17 protein-coding genes and 1 other annotated feature are annotated in these 16782 nt (G+C 39.1%); of the genes, 16 read left to right on the top strand and 1 reads right to left on the bottom strand.

Going from position 1 to position 16782, the window contains the following annotated elements; translation table 11 throughout:
- Window positions 1-31 precede the first annotated feature (31 nt).
- Window positions 32-322 (bottom strand): hypothetical protein, encoded by a 291-nt coding sequence (locus AC0VYV_RS14455; RefSeq protein WP_430244264.1) that lies wholly within the window; start codon window positions 320-322, stop codon window positions 32-34.
- Window positions 323-423: 101 nt separating this feature from the next.
- Here AC0VYV_RS14455 and AC0VYV_RS14450 point away from each other — a divergent pair, with 101 nt between their 5' ends.
- From AC0VYV_RS14450 to AC0VYV_RS14375, 16 genes are all read left to right on the top strand, one after another.
- On the top strand, window positions 424-1668 hold the full coding sequence (locus AC0VYV_RS14450; protein WP_475365493.1) for an MFS transporter: 1245 nt from the start codon (window positions 424-426) through the stop codon (window positions 1666-1668).
- A 112-nt stretch (window positions 1669-1780) separates the two neighbouring features.
- Window positions 1781-3802, top strand: coding sequence for a peptidoglycan D,D-transpeptidase FtsI family protein (locus tag AC0VYV_RS14445; protein WP_475367757.1), 2022 nt, complete (start codon window positions 1781-1783; stop codon window positions 3800-3802).
- A gap of 289 nt (window positions 3803-4091) precedes the next feature.
- Entirely contained in the window at window positions 4092-5051 is a 960-nt protein-coding gene (locus AC0VYV_RS14440; protein WP_475365491.1) for a PstS family phosphate ABC transporter substrate-binding protein, read from the top strand.
- A 79-nt stretch (window positions 5052-5130) separates the two neighbouring features.
- The gene (gene pstC, locus AC0VYV_RS14435; RefSeq protein ID WP_098444237.1) at window positions 5131-6063 is read left to right on the top strand and encodes a phosphate ABC transporter permease subunit PstC; all 933 of its coding nucleotides are present in this window, start codon (window positions 5131-5133) and stop codon (window positions 6061-6063) included.
- Window positions 6063-6941: a phosphate ABC transporter permease PstA gene (gene pstA, locus AC0VYV_RS14430; protein ID WP_160918775.1), complete on the top strand. Its 879-nt coding sequence runs from the start codon at window positions 6063-6065 to the stop codon at window positions 6939-6941. Before pstC ends, pstA begins: the two co-directional genes overlap by 1 nt.
- Before the next feature lie 41 nt (window positions 6942-6982).
- Window positions 6983-7804 (top strand): phosphate ABC transporter ATP-binding protein PstB, encoded by an 822-nt coding sequence (pstB, locus tag AC0VYV_RS14425; protein ID WP_224883996.1) that lies wholly within the window; start codon window positions 6983-6985, stop codon window positions 7802-7804.
- Window positions 7805-7825: 21 nt separating this feature from the next.
- Window positions 7826-8485 carry a phosphate signaling complex protein PhoU gene (gene phoU, locus AC0VYV_RS14420; RefSeq protein WP_475365490.1) on the top strand — a complete coding sequence of 220 codons (660 nt, stop codon included), beginning with the start codon at window positions 7826-7828 and terminating at the stop codon, window positions 8483-8485.
- Window positions 8486-8601: 116 nt separating this feature from the next.
- A complete protein-coding gene (locus tag AC0VYV_RS14415; RefSeq protein ID WP_226614275.1) occupies window positions 8602-10584 on the top strand; it encodes a glycoside hydrolase family 15 protein in 1983 nt (660 codons plus the stop codon).
- Window positions 10585-10660: 76 nt separating this feature from the next.
- Window positions 10661-10810 (top strand): 50S ribosomal protein L33, encoded by a 150-nt coding sequence (gene rpmG / locus AC0VYV_RS14410; RefSeq protein WP_048308894.1) that lies wholly within the window; start codon window positions 10661-10663, stop codon window positions 10808-10810.
- 78 nt (window positions 10811-10888) lie between these two features.
- Window positions 10889-11455 (top strand): 5-formyltetrahydrofolate cyclo-ligase, encoded by a 567-nt coding sequence (locus AC0VYV_RS14405; protein WP_475365489.1) that lies wholly within the window; start codon window positions 10889-10891, stop codon window positions 11453-11455.
- Complete coding sequence (locus AC0VYV_RS14400; protein WP_475365488.1) at window positions 11452-12222, top strand: DUF92 domain-containing protein; 771 nt, start codon at window positions 11452-11454, stop codon at window positions 12220-12222. The genes AC0VYV_RS14405 and AC0VYV_RS14400 overlap by 4 nt, the downstream gene beginning before the upstream one ends.
- On the top strand, window positions 12219-12815 hold the full coding sequence (gene mobA / locus AC0VYV_RS14395; protein ID WP_475374894.1) for a molybdenum cofactor guanylyltransferase: 597 nt from the start codon (window positions 12219-12221) through the stop codon (window positions 12813-12815). Before AC0VYV_RS14400 ends, mobA begins: the two co-directional genes overlap by 4 nt.
- Window positions 12816-13835, top strand: coding sequence for a ThiF family adenylyltransferase (locus AC0VYV_RS14390; protein ID WP_475365487.1), 1020 nt, complete (start codon window positions 12816-12818; stop codon window positions 13833-13835).
- Window positions 13836-13947: 112 nt separating this feature from the next.
- Window positions 13948-14146: a binding site (T-box leader), on the top strand.
- Between the two features lie 86 nt (window positions 14147-14232).
- Window positions 14233-15618, top strand: coding sequence for a Na+/H+ antiporter NhaC (nhaC, locus tag AC0VYV_RS14385; RefSeq protein ID WP_475365486.1), 1386 nt, complete (start codon window positions 14233-14235; stop codon window positions 15616-15618).
- A 54-nt stretch (window positions 15619-15672) separates the two neighbouring features.
- Complete coding sequence (locus tag AC0VYV_RS14380) at window positions 15673-15846, top strand: hypothetical protein (RefSeq protein ID WP_194222167.1); 174 nt, start codon at window positions 15673-15675, stop codon at window positions 15844-15846.
- A gap of 220 nt (window positions 15847-16066) precedes the next feature.
- Complete coding sequence (locus AC0VYV_RS14375) at window positions 16067-16774, top strand: HAD family hydrolase (protein ID WP_475367754.1); 708 nt, start codon at window positions 16067-16069, stop codon at window positions 16772-16774.
- Window positions 16775-16782 lie beyond the last annotated feature (8 nt).

Here is a 16782-nt window from a genome sequence, read left to right as displayed (position 1 = left end):
ACCCCCGACATTTATGTTGGGGGTTTTTCTATTATGGTTCGATTAAGGTATAAATTGTTCCTAAATGGTGTAGCATGAAATTTATTATAAAATCTGTAAAATCACAGCCAGTTTCAAAATCATGAGGTGTACAAATCAGAACTTGATGATCTGTGATGGTTAAAGAGATGAGATCAATTCGATATTGGATTTGAAGATAGTGCCTCATCCTATAAATAAAGAACGAGTGTTCATCATCTCCTATAAGATGTTGAACGCTTTGAAGTAGTTGGATTTGACTGTTTTCAGAAATGTAGTCTGTCCGATATAGAAAGTAATACATACCCAGTCCCCTTTCAAAAACAGTTTATCCTTTTTGTTTCATCCGCATAACGAACAGAATTTAAGTCAAAATAAGGGTGGATGAAAAAAGGGGAGTTTGTTATGAAAGTTATAAAACATATGATTGGTGAGATAGAGGTAACAAAAGATTTGTTGTTATTACTTACAATCGGTGGTTTATACGCGCTGAGTATTGCGCTCTCAAATACGTTCGTAAATGTTTACTTGTGGAAGCAGTCTGGTGATTTTGCGGATATAGGTATATACAACCTTGCTGCGGTTATAAGTCAGCCGCTTACCTTTATTCTCGCAGGTAGATGGGCTAAAAAAATGGATAGAGTTATTGTATTGCGGATTGGAGTGATTTTTCTCGCTCTTTTCTATATAACAGTGCTTTTTCTTGGTCAGAACGCTAGTCATTTGCTTATCTTACTGGGCGCTTTACTCGGAATAGGGTTTGGCTTTTATTGGCTTGCATTTAATGTGCTAACATTCGAAATTACAGAACCGGACACAAGGGATTTCTTTAATGGATTCCTTGGTTTACTTACATCTTTCGCTGGGATGATTGGGCCAATATTTGCTGGTGTTATTATTTCAAGTCTAGAAGCATTCACGGGGTACAAAGTAATATTTGCCGTCTCACTTGCTTTGTTTTTCGCAGCTGTAATCTTAAGTTTCTTTCTCGAACGTCGTTCTGCCAAAGGGACTTTTTCATTTACACGTGTTTTTCAAGAAAGAAAAGCGAATACAGATTGGCTTAACATTTTACACGCGCATTTTTTTCAAGGTATAAGAGAAGGTACCTTTATTTTCATTATCGTTGTCCTAGTTTTTATTACGACGGAAAGTGAGCTTGCAATTGGTACTTTTGGACTTGTTAATTCAGGAGTATCGTTTTTAGCTTATTATTTGGCGACGAGATTGATTAAACCGCGATATCGTAAGAAGGCTATTTTATATGGCGGACTTATTCTTTACGCTTCGGTTTTTTTACTTGTATCCGACCTAACGTTTGCCCGGTTGTTAATGTATGGTGTTTGTATTTCTCTTGCTTATCCACTTTTACTTGTCCCCTACATTTCGCTTACGTACGATGTGATCGGTAAGGCTTGGAATGCAGCTGAAATGCGGATTGAGTATATTGTCGTTCGAGAGGTATACTTAAACTTAGGACGAATTGTTTCCGTTCTTTTATTCTTAATAACAGTAGCGTTATTCGACGATGAAACGAGCATTCCGATTTTATTATTAATTGTTGGTGCTGGCCATTCGTTTATTTACTTATTTGTAAGAAAACTTCAAGCTCCCCATCCCCCAAACCCTTCTCCTGACACCGTACAATAGCTCATTAGACCCTTTACTTTTTTTATTTCACTAAGTATAGTAAGTAGAAGAGAGAGCAGAGACACCTGTCTGGAACAGGTGTCTATATTTGTTTAAGGGAAGGGAGTCTATCGTGAACACGAAGAAAAAGAAAAATCATGTGCCTTTAAGGCTAAATATATTATTTTTATCTGTATTCCTTTTGTTTTCTACATTAATTCTTCGACTGGGCGTTATACAGATTGTAAACGGTGAAGAATACGAGCGTGTTTCTGAGCAAACTGAGAATGTTACAGCAGAATCAACAGCACCTCGTGGGAAAATGTATGACCGTTATGGGCGAGTTCTGGTTGATAATAACCCTGAATTTGCGCTTACATATATCCGAACGCAGAATACTAAGCAAGCTGAGAGGCTTGAATTAGCTCAGAAATTAGCTGGGTATATTGAAAAAGATACAGATGATGTCATTGATCGAGATCTTAAAGATTATTGGATTGTAACGAATCCGGAAAAAGCGAAGGCAAAGCTAACGGAAAAAGAGTGGGAAGAACTTGAGTCGAGTGAGGCTTATCAACTCCAAATTGAACGGATTAATGATGATGATTTAGAAGAGATTAAGAACGATCCACAAGAGCTTGAGGTAGCTGCTATCAAAAGGGCGATGGATACTGGGTACGCTTTATCATCTCAAACAATTAAGATTGGTTTAACTGAAGATGAAATTGCTAAAGTAAGTGAAAACCTTGGTTCACTACCTGGAATAGAAATTCAAGCAGACGCAACTCGAGAATATCCCTATGGAAATACTCTTCAAACAATTTTCGGAAGGGTCGGACCAATCCCTAAGGATGAGTTAGATTATTATGGTTTGAGAGATTACGAAAGAAATGACAAAGTGGGGATTAGCTATCTCGAGAAAGAATATGAAGAGTACTTAAAAGGTCAAAAAGAAAAGCAAACCTACGTGACCGACAAATCAGGAGAGCCAATTGGTGAACCGAAAGTAATTGAAGGACAAAGAGGAAACGATTTGGTCCTCTCATTAGACATCGATCTTCAAAAGGAAGTCGAGAAAATTCTCGATGAAGAGCTTCGTGATGCAAGACAATATGGGGCAACACGAGGCTATGTAGTCATGATGGATCCCAAAACAGGTGAAATTCTTTCTCTTGCTGGTAAGGAATATAGCAACGGAGAGTTTAAAGACCGAACGTTTGGAGTGATCGGTGACTCCTACGCAATGGGATCGACTGTTAAAGGAGCAACTGTTTTAACAGGTTATCAGTATGGTGTTATTAACCCGAATACGACGCTTGTGGATGAAGTTTTATACTTTAAGGACGAAGGTAAAAAATCTTCATATACGGCTAATGCAATGGGGCCTATATCAGACCTAGTTGCTTTACAAAGATCTTCAAACGTATATATGTGGAAAATCGCGATGAAGATGGCTGACTATGACTATGCTCCGTACGAAAGTAGTAGTTATGACCCTTCAGCTTACGATGAGCTAAAAGAGTCATTCTCTCAGTTTGGTCTAGGCGTTAAAACCGGGGTTGATCTCCCTGGTGAAAGTGCAGGATTAAACGGAGGTGTGAATGAATTTGGTAAAATTCTCGATTTTGCAATTGGACAGTATGATACGTATACACCAATGCAAATGGCTCAGTATACCTCTACAATCGCAAATGGCGGCTATCGTATTGAGCCACACATATTAAAAGAAGTTCATGAACCTTCTGAAAAAGATGGTCTATCAAATACTATTCTTTTCCAAAACACTCCAGAGGTGTTAAACAAAATTAAAATGAGTGAAGAAGAAGTGACACATGTCCAAAAGGGGATGTGGATGGTTATGAATACGGCAAATGGAACCGCAGGTACACATTATCCTTATTTCCAAAGTGATGATTATCAAGCTGCTGGGAAGACTGGAACAGCGCAAATCGGAGATGGATATAATTTGACCCTTGTTGGCTATGCACCTTATGATAATCCCGAAGTAGCCTTTTCTGTAGTAGTTCCAGAAGTAAATGATTCTTCTTCAGGATATGTTAATAAAAAAATAGGTGGACGCGTTCTAGATGCTTATTTTGATTTAAAAGATGAAGCGAAGAAACCTATTGAGGCTAACAAAAAAGAAACAGAATAGCATTTCATGAAAAACCGCTGAAAAGCGGTTTTTTTTATTGTTTAAGGACAAATTAATGAATAATATCTGTCAGATTGAGGTGAAGTGATAGGCTGAATGCATTGCAAAAGTAAGGTATGCACCAAAAAGACTAATTAAAACGTTTTCCGACACGCATTTACAATCTCTTTACATTCGGTTTATACGACATTAATATCTAGCCTGTATTCTAAGAATTGTGATTGAGAGGCCAATACACAAACAACCTGGTTGGTCACAAAGTACAAACATCCATTTAGGGGGAAATTACATGAAGTTCAAGGGCATTATGCTTATGGTAGTTATGTCGATGGTAATGATTTTCGCAGCAGCTTGCGGAAATAATTCTGGTAACACAAACAGCGGCGGAGAAGCTTCTGGTGAAGAAGTATCTGGCGAAGTTCTAATGGACGGATCTTCTACAGTATTCCCGATTATGGAAGCAGTTGCTGAAGAATACGCTTCTGTACAACCTGATGTAAAAGTTAGTGTAGGTGTTTCAGGTTCTGGTGGTGGATTTGAGAAATTCTCTGCTGGTGAAACAGACATGAGTAACGCTTCTCGTCCAATCAAGGAAGAAGAAACAGCTGCACTTGAAGAAGCTGGTATTGACTTCACAGAATTTGAAATTGCAAAAGACGGTCTTTCTATCGTTGTTAACTCTGAGAATGATTGGGTAGATCAGCTTACAATTGACGACTTAAAGAAAATCTGGTTAGGCGAAGCAACGATGTGGAGCGACGTTAACCCTGAATGGCCTGAAGAAAAAATCGAATTATTTAGCCCTGGTACAGATTCTGGAACGTATGACTACTTTAATGAAGTAGTACTAGAAGATGAGCAAATGGTGAAAGAAGCAACACTTTCTGAAGATGACAATGTACTTGTAAATGGTGTAACTGGCTCTAAAAACGGTATGGCATTCTTCGGTTATGCTTACTACCTTGAAAACAAAGATAGCCTTAACATTGTTCCAATCGTTAATGGTGACGGTGAAGCTGTAGAACCAAATGCAGAAACAATTCAAGATGGAACATATGAGCCACTGTCTCGCCCGCTATACACTTATGTGAAGCACTCTGCAGTAGAAGAAAATCCTGCAGTATATGATTTCACTAAATATGCACTAGAAAACGCTGGTGAAATGGCAGAAGCAGTTGGATATGTAGCTCTTCCAGAAGAAAAGTATACAGAAGACATGAACAAACTAGAAGAAATCGCTGGTAAGTAAGAATAAAATGAAACAGATTGGTGAGGAGTTACGGCTCCTCACTTTATCCTGTTTTGCTCTTTGTGAGGGGGAGTAATAAATGCAAAGCTCTGTTCGTCAGATGATTAAAGACAAAAAAGAGAAAAATCAATCACGAGCGAAGTTTATGGAGAAACTTGTACCGGGCTTATTGCTTTTATGTGCAATTATCTCTGTATTAACAACGCTTGGTATTGTTTTTACATTGATTGTAGAAACAATTACGTTTTTCAACCGTGTTTCAATTATTGAATTCTTTACGAATAAAGATTGGTACCCGTTTTTTGGAGACAACCCTGATTATGGAATCTGGCCACTGATTTCTGGAACATTAATGATTACCGGGATCGCCATGCTCGTTGCCATTCCGTTAGGTTTAGCAGCAGCCATTTATTTGAGTGAATATGCAAGTGATAGCGTTAGAAGAATCATTAAGCCGATTCTGGAAGTATTAGCAGGTATTCCTACGATTGTATATGGTTTCTTTGCTTTAACTTTTGTTACACCAGTTCTACAAAATATTATTCCGAGTCTTCCTATTTTCAACGCGTTAAGCCCCGGTATCGTTGTAGGGATTATGATTATTCCTATGGTTGCATCTCTCTCAGAGGATGCGATGAGCTCTGTACCGAACGCAATTCGAGAAGGTGCACTCGGACTTGGCGCTACACGATTTGAGGTTGCTGTGAAAGTAGTTCTACCAGCAGCATTATCAGGAATTATTGCATCTTTTGTACTTGCGATTTCAAGAGCAATCGGTGAAACAATGATCGTAACAGTCGCAGGTGGTGCAACACCAAAACTTACTCTAGATGTAACGGAGTCTATACAGACAATGACATCTTATATTGTGCAGGTAAGTCTAGGGGATGCTGGTTATGGAACAACAATTTACTACAGCATTTATGCTGTTGGGATGACGCTCTTCCTTTTCACACTTATCATGAACCTTATCGCGCAATATATTTCTCGTAGATTCAGGGAGGAATACTAATGCAATTAGTAGATCAGGCAAAAGTAAAAAGTAAAATGCAAACCAGACTGGCACAAAATAAGATTCTTAAAGGAATTTTCTTTGGAGCAACAATGCTAGCACTCGTAGTGCTTGTTATCTTGTTATATCGGATATTCACTCAAGGAATTGGTTACTTAAATCTTGAGTTCTTTCAAAATTTCGCGTCTCGTTTCCCTGAAAAAGCAGGGATTAAAGCAGCATTTTTCGGTACTTTATGGATGATGGCAGTGATAGCTCCAGTGGCACTTACAATTGGAGTTGGAACCGCGATTTACCTTGAAGAATATGCAAAGAAAAATAAGTTTACAACGTTTATTCAAATAAATATTTCAAACTTAGCAGGTGTGCCCTCGATCGTTTTTGGTTTACTTGGTCTAACTGTATTTGTTCGGATGTTGGAAATGGGGCGCAGTGTTCTAGCCGGTGGTTTAACGATGAGTTTATTAATTTTGCCAATAATCGTTGTTGCTGCTCAAGAAGCTGTACGTTCGGTTCCAAAAGAACTTCGAGAGGCTTCTTATGCGATGGGTGCTACGAAATGGCAAACAATCAAAAAGGTTGTATTACCAGCTGCGATCCCTGGGATTTTAACAGGAGGAATTCTTGCGCTATCACGCGCAATCGGTGAAACAGCGCCACTTCTTATGATTGGTGCATTAACGTTTGTAGCTTACTTGCCTGAGAATTTCTTGTCCGGCTTCACCGTTATGCCAATCCAAATTTTCAACTGGACAAGTCGACCTCAGACAGAGTTCCATGATGTTGCGGCAGCTGGAATTATCGTTCTTCTTGCGATGTTGCTCATTATGAATTCAATTGCTGTCTTAATTCGAAATAAGTTTTCTAAAAGACTGTAGCTACGTAAAACTCTCATCAATGTGTAAAGGGGATTTTGAAAATGAAAACAGTTATGGATGAAAAGAAAGTCGTAAAAGCTCCGCGGTCAGAAGAACAGATAAAAGAAAAAGATTCTGTATATAGCATTCAAAATTTTAATTTATGGTACGGAAAAGACCAGGCTCTAAAAGATATTAAATTCGAAATTCCAGAAAAACAGGTAACAGCCATTATCGGGCCATCCGGTTGTGGTAAATCCACGTTTATTAAAGCTCTTAATAGAATGGTTGAAATGGTGCCAATTGTAAAAATGTCTGGTGATATTAACTATCGTGGGAAAAATATTTTTGAGAACAAATACAAAGTAGAAGATTTGCGCACAAAAGTGGGGATGGTTTTCCAAAAGCCGAATCCATTTCCAAAATCAATCTATGAAAATGTCGTTTATGGTCCCAAAATTCACGGCATTAAAAACAAAAAAGTACTTGATGAAATTGTCGAAAAAAGCTTAAAAGGTGCAGCGCTTTGGGAAGAAGTAAAAGATCGTCTTAGCGAAAATGCTTACGGTTTATCTGGTGGTCAGCAACAGCGCCTTTGTATCGCTCGCTGTCTCGCAATTGAGCCTGATGTTATCTTGATGGATGAGCCAACATCTGCGCTTGACCCAATCTCTACTCTAAAAGTAGAAGAACTTGTTCAAGAGTTAAAGAAAGATTTCAGTATTATTATCGTAACGCACAACATGCAACAAGCAGCTCGTATCTCTGATAAAACGGCCTTTTTCTTAAACGGTGAAGTCGTAGAGTTTTCTGATACGAACCAGTTATTCTCTAATCCTACAGATAAGCGAACAGAAGACTATATTACAGGCCGTTTCGGTTAATTATTTCGGGGGTGAGCATTTATGGTAGTAAGAGAAAATTTCCAAGAACAGTTAGATGAAATAAAGACTAAGCTTCTTGAACTAGGCTCTTTAGCGCAGTTGGCGGTTGATGATGCGATTACTGCATTAAAGAATCAGGATGTTGATAAAGCACTTGAAATTATTGATAATGATTATAAAATTAACCGCCTCGAGGAAGAGATTAACGAAACAGCGATTTGGTTAATCGCGAAGGAGCAGCCGCTTGCAACCGATCTAAGAAGACTTATTTCAGCCCTGAAAATTACAACTGATGTTGAGCGGGTTGGAGATCTAGCAGTTAACATTGCAAAGTCGATTATTCGTATTGGCGATAAACCATTTGTAAAGCCGATCGAAGAAATTCCAGCGCTCGCTCAGAAAGCAAACAACATGCTGAAAGAAGTGCTTGCATCTTTCTATGATGAAGATGTGAATAAGGCAATGGCTGTTGCGGATGCAGATGATGAAATTGACAACATGTATGGTCGTCTTGTGAAGGAGCTACTTGAGTTAATGACCGAACATCCTGAAAGTGTTAGTCAAATTCAACAGCTTTCATTTATATGCCGCTATGTTGAACGTATTGGTGATCACTGTACGAACATTTCCGAAAGCGTGATTTATGTTGTGAAGGGGAAACGATACGACCTTAATGCATAGTGATCGAACCACACTCTAAATTAGAGTGTGGTTTTTTCATATAATTAGAAAGCTTAAGTAATGACCTGTCCACTCGTGCAATAAACTAGTGTAGGAGATGGATAGGAGGTAGCAAAATGCCAAGACACTTAGTAATAGGAAATGGACAATTGCTTATAAATATGGATCAGTTTCTTCAAATACGAGATATTTATTATCCGTATGTTGGGCAGCAAAATCACGTTCAAGGTCATGCAAATCGTATAGGGGTTTGGGTAGATGGGAAATTTTCATGGTTACATTCATCTGAATGGGAGATTCAGCCTAATTATGATCAAGACACGCTGGTAACATATAGTACGGCTGTCCATCCTCATCTTGGACTTAAGCTTGTGTTTGAAGAGGGGGTCCATCAGCGTGAGATGCTGATGATTCGTAAGATTACGATTCATAACCTTGAAGGTCAAAGACGTGACGTTAGGATTTTTTTTCATCAAGATCTAAATATTTATGAAACTGAAGTAGGCGATACAGCTTATTATTGTCCTGACACTAAGTCGATGATTCATTACAAACGATATCGATATTTTCTTTTTAATGGTGAAATAGATGGGGCGGGAATTAAACAGTATACTTCTGGTGTGAAACGATTCCAGGCTGCTGAAGGTACGTGGCGCGATGCTGAAGACGGCCACTTACATGTGAATCCCATCGCACAGGGATCAGTAGATAGCACATTTTCTTTGGAAACGAAGCTGGAACCTAACAGTGAGAAAGTAGCCTATTATTGGATGACAGTTGGAAGGACGAAGGAAGAAGTTAGTAGTATTCATGAGTATGTAAGTGAGATTGGAACACAATTGACTGTTGAAAAAATTCGGATGTACTGGAACCGTTGGGTGAATAAGTCGGTGTTACCTGAGACAGACTTAGGATCGGACATTCTTTCACTTTATAAAAGAAGCTTATTAATTGTTCGAACGCAAACCAACCAAAATGGAACGATTATTGCGGCGAATGATTCAGACATTTTGCATTACAATCGAGACCATTATAGTTATATGTGGCCAAGAGATGGCGCTCTCATTGCTTCAGCGATGTCAAAAGCAGGTTACCATGGAATGGTGGCGAACTTCTATCGCTGCTGTGCAGAGCTTCTTTCAAAAGAAGGGTATTTACATCACAAATACAATCCTGATGGCTCTGTAGGATCGAGCTGGCATCCCTATGTGGATCGTTTAAAGCAATCTCAGCTTCCAATACAAGAAGATGAAACTGCTCTTGTTCTCTGGGCCTTTTGGGAGCATTATCAATCGACAGGAGATATTGAATTTGCTCAATCGCTCTATAAGTTCTTAGTACGGCCAGGAGCTAAGTTCTTGTTGCAATTTATGGATGAAGCGCTAGATTTACCACTTCCTTCTTACGATCTTTGGGAAGAGCGATTTGGAATTTTTAGCTTTACAGCTTCAGCTTGCTATGGAGGTTTGATGGCAGCTCATTCGTTTGCAAGGCTATTTGGTGAAGATGACCGCGCTGATAGCTATTTTGAAGGGGCGCAGCGGATCAAAAAAGGAATTGAGACACATTTATATGATAAGACCCGTTCCTGCTTTATTCGGGGGTTGTACCGCAATGGTGAGACTGGAGAGATAACGAAGGATTATACAATAGAAAGCAGTTTGTTTGGTCTATTTGCTTTTGGAGTATTCCCTGCAGATGATCCAAGGGTCGTTCGTACAATGGAAGAAATTGAAAAACGCCTGTCTGTCAAAACAAGTATAGGCGGTGTAGCACGTTATGTTAGTGATTATTATTTTCAACAATCACAAAATGTAGAAGAAGTACCAGGGAATCCTTGGGTTATTTGTACTCTATGGATCGCCAAATGGAAAATTTCTAGTGCTCAAACGATTGAACAACTTCGCGATGCGAAGAATCATATTGATTGGGTATTTAAGCAGGCCCTCACAAGTGGTATACTACCAGAGCAGGTTCATCCTTACACGGGTAAACCACTATCTGTAGCACCCTTAACCTGGTCACATGCAACGTACGTAGATGTGGTGAAGGATTATCTTGAGAAATATGAGTCACTTTCTTCAACAAAAACAACTTGATTGAATGAGATATGTTTGTTATCATAATGAAGTATGTTGTTAAATGAACAGTTTGATAGGATTTGGAGGGATATTCATGCGCGTACAAATTACATTGGCTTGCACTGAAACAGGCGATCGTAACTACATCACGACGAAGAACAAACGTACTAACCCTGATCGTCTTGAACTTAAAAAATACAGCCCAAGACTTAAAAAGCAGACGTTACATCGCGAAACAAAGTAAGCAGTAGGATATCCTACTGCTTTTTTATTTGCACATTTTCTCGTAAACTAATAGAAGAGAAAAGTAGGAGGAATGATGATGCAATCAAAACATGAATGGCGAACAAACATGAAAGTGAAATTAAAAGAAATTAGTGCTGATGAGAAAATATTGCTTGATGAACAAATACGTGAACGTCTTTATACATATGAACCATTCAAAAAGGCTAAAACGATCGGATTAACCGTGGCAATGAAAGGTGAAATAAATACGAAGAAAGTTATAGAAAAAGCTTGGACTAATGGAAAGAGAGTAGCAGTCCCGAAGTGCAATCCGAAAACGAAGCAGATGACTTTTCGCTATTTAACAGAGTGGGATCAGCTAGAAAGCGTTTATTTTGGGTTGGAAGAACCTCGTCCCGATAAAACAGTAATGTGTCCCCCAGAAGAAATAAATCTTTTGCTTGTTCCTGGTCTCATTTTTGATCTTAATGGCTTTAGGATTGGATTTGGTGGCGGTTTCTATGATCGATATTTGCAACACTATTCAAACTCAACCGTATCCCTTGCCTATCAATTTCAAGTCGTTGAAAAGGTGCCAACCGAATCTTTTGACGTACCTGTGGAAGCCATCATTACTAATGAACAGCTTGTTAACGTAAAATGATCATTTACGCTTTTTTAAGTGCTATAACAGGTATTTTAGGATATAAAGTTCATGCACTTTCGAGAAATGGAGCAATAGCCGCCACAGGTGTTGGGTGCGCGATCGCACTAGGTTTTGGCTGGAAAGGGCTCTTGCTTCTTGGTATCTTTTTTTTAACTTCTACTATATGGAGTAAGTATAAAGCGCAGTTAAAAGATGGCGTGGAACAAATTGTTGAAAAGGGCGCTTCGAGAGATCAGTATCAAGTTCTTGCAAATGGTGGGGTTGCTGCTTTCGCTGGAATAATGATGCTTTTATTCCCTGGGGATGTATGGCTGTTTATTTTTCTAAGTGCGATTGCCACTTCTAATTCTGATACCTGGGCATCTGAACTTGGCGTTCTCTCAAAGCGACGCCCCCTTCATATAATAACGATGAAATTCGTTCCGGCAGGCACTTCTGGAGCTATTAGTATGCCAGGTATATTGGCGTCTTTGCTCGGAGCTGGTTTAATTGGAGGAGTTGGTTCACTTGTTTTTGACTTATCTTTTCTAGGGTTAGTTATTGTTACGGTCGCAGGATTTGTCGGCTGTTTAAGCGATACGCTGATTGGAGCAACCTTGCAAGAAGAATTAAAATGTCAGAAATGTGGTTCAAAAACCGAACGCCATATGCATTGTGGAAATAGGACAGTCAAAATCAGCGGTATAAAAGGATTTAATAATGACGTGGTCAATTTCGCCTCGTCTATGATTGGCGCTCTTGTGGGAGGGGCATGGTGGTTATGAAAATAATAGGTACATTGCTAGCAGGAGGGGAGTCCAGAAGGTTTGGATCCCCAAAAGCATTTGCCACTTATCACGGCAAGCCTTTTTATGAAGTGGTACTGAATCAACTTCACCCTGTTGTAAATGAATCCATTATCGTAACAAATAGAGATTTATTAGAGCAGTTTAGGATGAGCACATCAGAAGATATAAGAGTGATAAGAGATGAGGAAAAATTTGTAGGGATGGGACCGCTAGCAGGTCTTTATTCTGGGATGACTCAAACGAATGGTGATCTTTATCTAACGGTCGCTTGTGATATGCCGTTCGTAACAGATGGTCTATTTTCTACACTAATTGAAGAAATGATCAAACATCCAGAAGCAATGGCCGTCATACCGGTGAGCTCAGGAAGAAGCCAGCCACTCTGTGCTATCTATCATTCTTCCTGTAAATCCATTATCGAAGAGCTTCTTTTATCAGGAAAAAGAAAAATGAATGATCTTTTTGAATTAATTAATGCCCAATATATAAAAGTTGAAGAACTGAAAAAGCAGTTTTTAAATGTAAATACAAAAGAAGAATATAAATTTGTTCAAAAGGAGAGAGATTAAATGGATGACTTTAAAAGGTATTCAAGACAAATGCTGTTTTCTCCTATAGGCGAAGAAGGCCAAAAGAATTTCAGTCAATCACGGGCTCTTGTTGTAGGAATGGGTGCACTAGGGACAGCGATTGCCAATCATCTTGTGCGAGCGGGCTTCGGTCGTGTAAGAATTGTCGATCGTGATTATGTTGAGAAGAGCAATCTTCAAAGACAAATGCTCTTTGACGAAGAGGATGTTTCGGCAGCGTTACCAAAAACAATTGCAGCCAAAAAGAAACTAGAAAAAATGAATTCCTCAGTTGAAATCGAAGCGATCATAGCGGATGTTAATGCAAGTAACGTAAGTGACCTTATGGAAGAAGTGGACTTTGTTATGGACGGGACCGATAACTTTTCCACACGTTTTCTTTTAAATGATGCTTGTTTTAAAATGAATATTCCTTTTGTATATGGTGGGGCGGTAAGTTCAAGGGGAATGACAGCACTATTTGTTCCTGGTGAAACGCCTTGCCTTCGTTGCTTTATTCAGGGTGGCGAAGGAACGACTGGTGAAACGTGTGACACGATCGGGGTTATTTCTCCTATCGTTGATATTATCGCATCGTATCAAGTGACGGAGATTATGAAATATATAGCGGGAGACCATGAGAAGCTTCATCGCAGCCTAATGACAATGGATATTTGGCATAATCATAGTTATGCGATGAAATTTTCTTCGCCTAAAGAAGGTTGTCCAACATGCCAAACAAACGAATATCCATCATTAAAAGCGGGAGCTAAGCAGGATATCACCTCTCTATGTGGAAGAGAAACGATTCAGATACAGCTTGAAAGTCATTTTGATTTAAAAGAATGGGCATCAAAGCTAGAAAAAACAACAACAGTTAAGAAAACTCCTTTCTTACTTAAAGCGCAACTTGAGGAAGGGGAAAGACTAGTGTTATTTCCAGATGGACGGGTACTTATTCAAGGAACAGAAGATAGTGGAAGAGCAAAAGCACTCTATTCAAGATATATTGGCATGTAAAAAGCATCAGCCTTAGGCTGGTGCTTTTTGACATCTTAACTCTTATCCTTGACATAGCTCATATTCAATTATAGAATAACGATGTTACTTAAACGCACAAAAGCATAAAAGTACAAAAGCGAAGATTCAGAAAAAGTAGCTTCTCTAGATAAGCAGTCGAAGAGACCTGGTGGTTGGTGAAAACTAGGGCGTCTAGGAGTGAAATTACATTTGAGGAGCTAGGTACGGGTGATCCTCCCGATATTGAGGATATAAGTGGGCAGTTATTACTGTCAATAAGGGTGGTACCGCGAAAAAATTTCGTCCCTTCAATTATTGAAGGGCTTTTTTTAATGGAAAAATACAGATAGAGCAAAACTAATCGGTGAGAGAACATAGATCAAGGGAGAGAAAGAAAATGAAAAAAATATCATTTCCAATAGCGCTTGTTGTGATTGCGCTATTAATGAGCTGGATGTTGTTTAGTATTATTGGCTTAAAGGTAGAACCGCATATTCCTCTTCTTGCTGGCGTAGTAGGAATGGGGATTTTGGGATTAATTCTTGGTATGAAGTGGGAAGAAATAGAGAAGGCTTTACTGCAGAGTATAACTACGGGCTTAAAGCCAGTTCTCATTCTTTTTGTAGTAGGAATGATGATCGCCGTATGGATGCAGAGTGGTACGGTGCCAACATTGTTATATGGAGGGCTTCAGTTCATCCAGCCTGAGTGGTTTCTCATCAGTGCATTGATCGTGACCATTATCGTTTCAAGCTTTACAGGCAGTTCATTTACTACAATCGGTACCATTGGCGTAGCGATGATGGGAATAGGAGCAGCAATGGGTGTTAACCCGGCTTTGGCCGCTGGAGCTGTTATTTCAGGTGCATGCTTCGGAGACAAAATGTCTCCCCTCTCTGATACGACCAACTTTGCTCCTGCTGTTGCAAAAGTAGATCTGTTCACTCATATTCGACATATGACACAGACTACCATTCCAGCCATTGTCGTAGCAGTAATCTTCTTTTTTATGATGAGTAAAAATTTATCTACTTCCGTTAACCCGGAGGATTTGAACAAAGCTATGTCGGTTTTGCAAAGTGAGTTTAATATATCACTCTGGACGTTAATTCCTCCTGTTATCGTGCTCGTTCTTGCTGTAAGAAGAGTGCCTGTCCTAGTCACTTTGTTTGCCGGGCTTCTTGCGGGAATTATCGTATCAATGTTAACACAAGGCGTGTATTCAGCTGGTTCAATTCTTGGAACGATGCAAAATGGTTTTGTGAGTGATACATCAAGTGATCTTGTAAATGGAATCGTAAATAGAGGTGGCCTTCAATCAATGATGTGGAGCGTCTCACTGATTATTTTAGCATTAGCACTTGGTGGCGTTCTGCAAGTGATGGGAATCATTCAATCCCTCATGAGCGGGTTAACAAAGCTTCTAAATAAGCGAGGTCATTTAATTTCTGCCACAGCCACATCTGCAATTGGAGTGAATTTGTTAACAGGTGAGCAGTATTTGTCAATTCTTCTTCCTGGTCAAACGTTTGAGCCGTTTTATGATAAAGCAGGCGTGGATCGGAAATATCTTTCCCGTACATTAGAAGACGCTGGGACGCTCATTAATCCGTTAATTCCATGGGGAGTATCGGGAGCCTTTTTTGCAGAAACGTTAGGGGTATCGGTGTTAAGCTATCTTCCGTTTGCAGTCTTTCTATGGCTATCACCATTATTTACTGTGATTTTGGGCTATTGGAATAATAAGAAATTAGGTGAAGACCCCTCTGTGAATCATGGATAAAAACGTCATTACCTGCAAACAGTAGAGATATAGTACAGTTTCAGGAGGAGAATGATGAAAATAACGAAGGTTCTTGTTCTATTATCTTTAGTAGTCGTGTTGTATGAATACCGATACCGATTATTAAATGGGCTGCTAGGCGTCGCGGTGATAAGGCGCTTTGTCGTCGGAAATTCGTTGAAATTTCCAGGTTTACGTAACAAACTTTTTAGCTCTTTTCTATCTTAACCTCTACCTCACCGGTGGAGGTTTTTCTTTGTTCTAGGGTATGTTAATGCACGCAGTTGATTTTGGCTCATTTATGCTCTGTGATGACCACTCGAATGAGGCAAAAGTCGAGAATCAACAATATAAGCTAACAAAGCTTTCTTCTAAAAATTGAAAAGGTTAGAATAGGGGGAAGACAATAAGGAATAGTTTGATTAACCGGAGACTGGGGGAGCTTTAGATGAAGTGGACACACATCTACTTTGATTTAGATAACACTCTTTATGATCATGAAAAGGCCTTTAAAAAAACCATTTTGCATTGTGCAGAAAAAATGTTGCTAAATAAAAGTAAATCTGTTTCAGTTGAGCAGTGGTTTAATGTATTCAAATCTAATTGCGATCAATATTGGAATGCCTATGAAGAAGGTAGATGGTCAAGAGAGCGGTACCAGGTGAAGCGATTTTGTAAAACGAATGACTATTTTAACTTAACTTGCTCTGAGGAGGAAGCGTTAGAGTTCCAAAGAGAATATCAATCTAAAGTTGCCTCCTTCGCTGAATTATATGACGGGGTTTCCTCTATTCTATCTAATTTGAGGGATAGTGGAATAGAGCTGGGCATTATTACAAATGGTGGGCAGGAAACACAGCTAGCAAAAATTAAAGCTCTTCAACTGCTTCAATGGATCCCTCATGAGAATATTTACATTTCAGAAACTGTAGGGATTGAAAAGCCAGACGTTGACATATTTCAATATGTTCTTGGAAGTACGGGGCAGTATCTTTACATAGGGGATACGTGGGATCATGACATTAAGCCTGCTATAGAAGCAGGCTTTGATGCAATATATTTTAATTCCAGGAATGAAGCTGTTGACCACGCAATTCGCAAAGATATTCCAGAAATATTGACTTATGAAGAACTGAAGAAAGTATTAATCAATTAATCCTTTCT

This window comes from Anaerobacillus sp. QJM3NY_17 (assembly GCF_056173665.1).
Note: the sequence above shows the minus strand (reverse complement) of the source record. Positions and strands in the feature narration are given on the sequence as shown.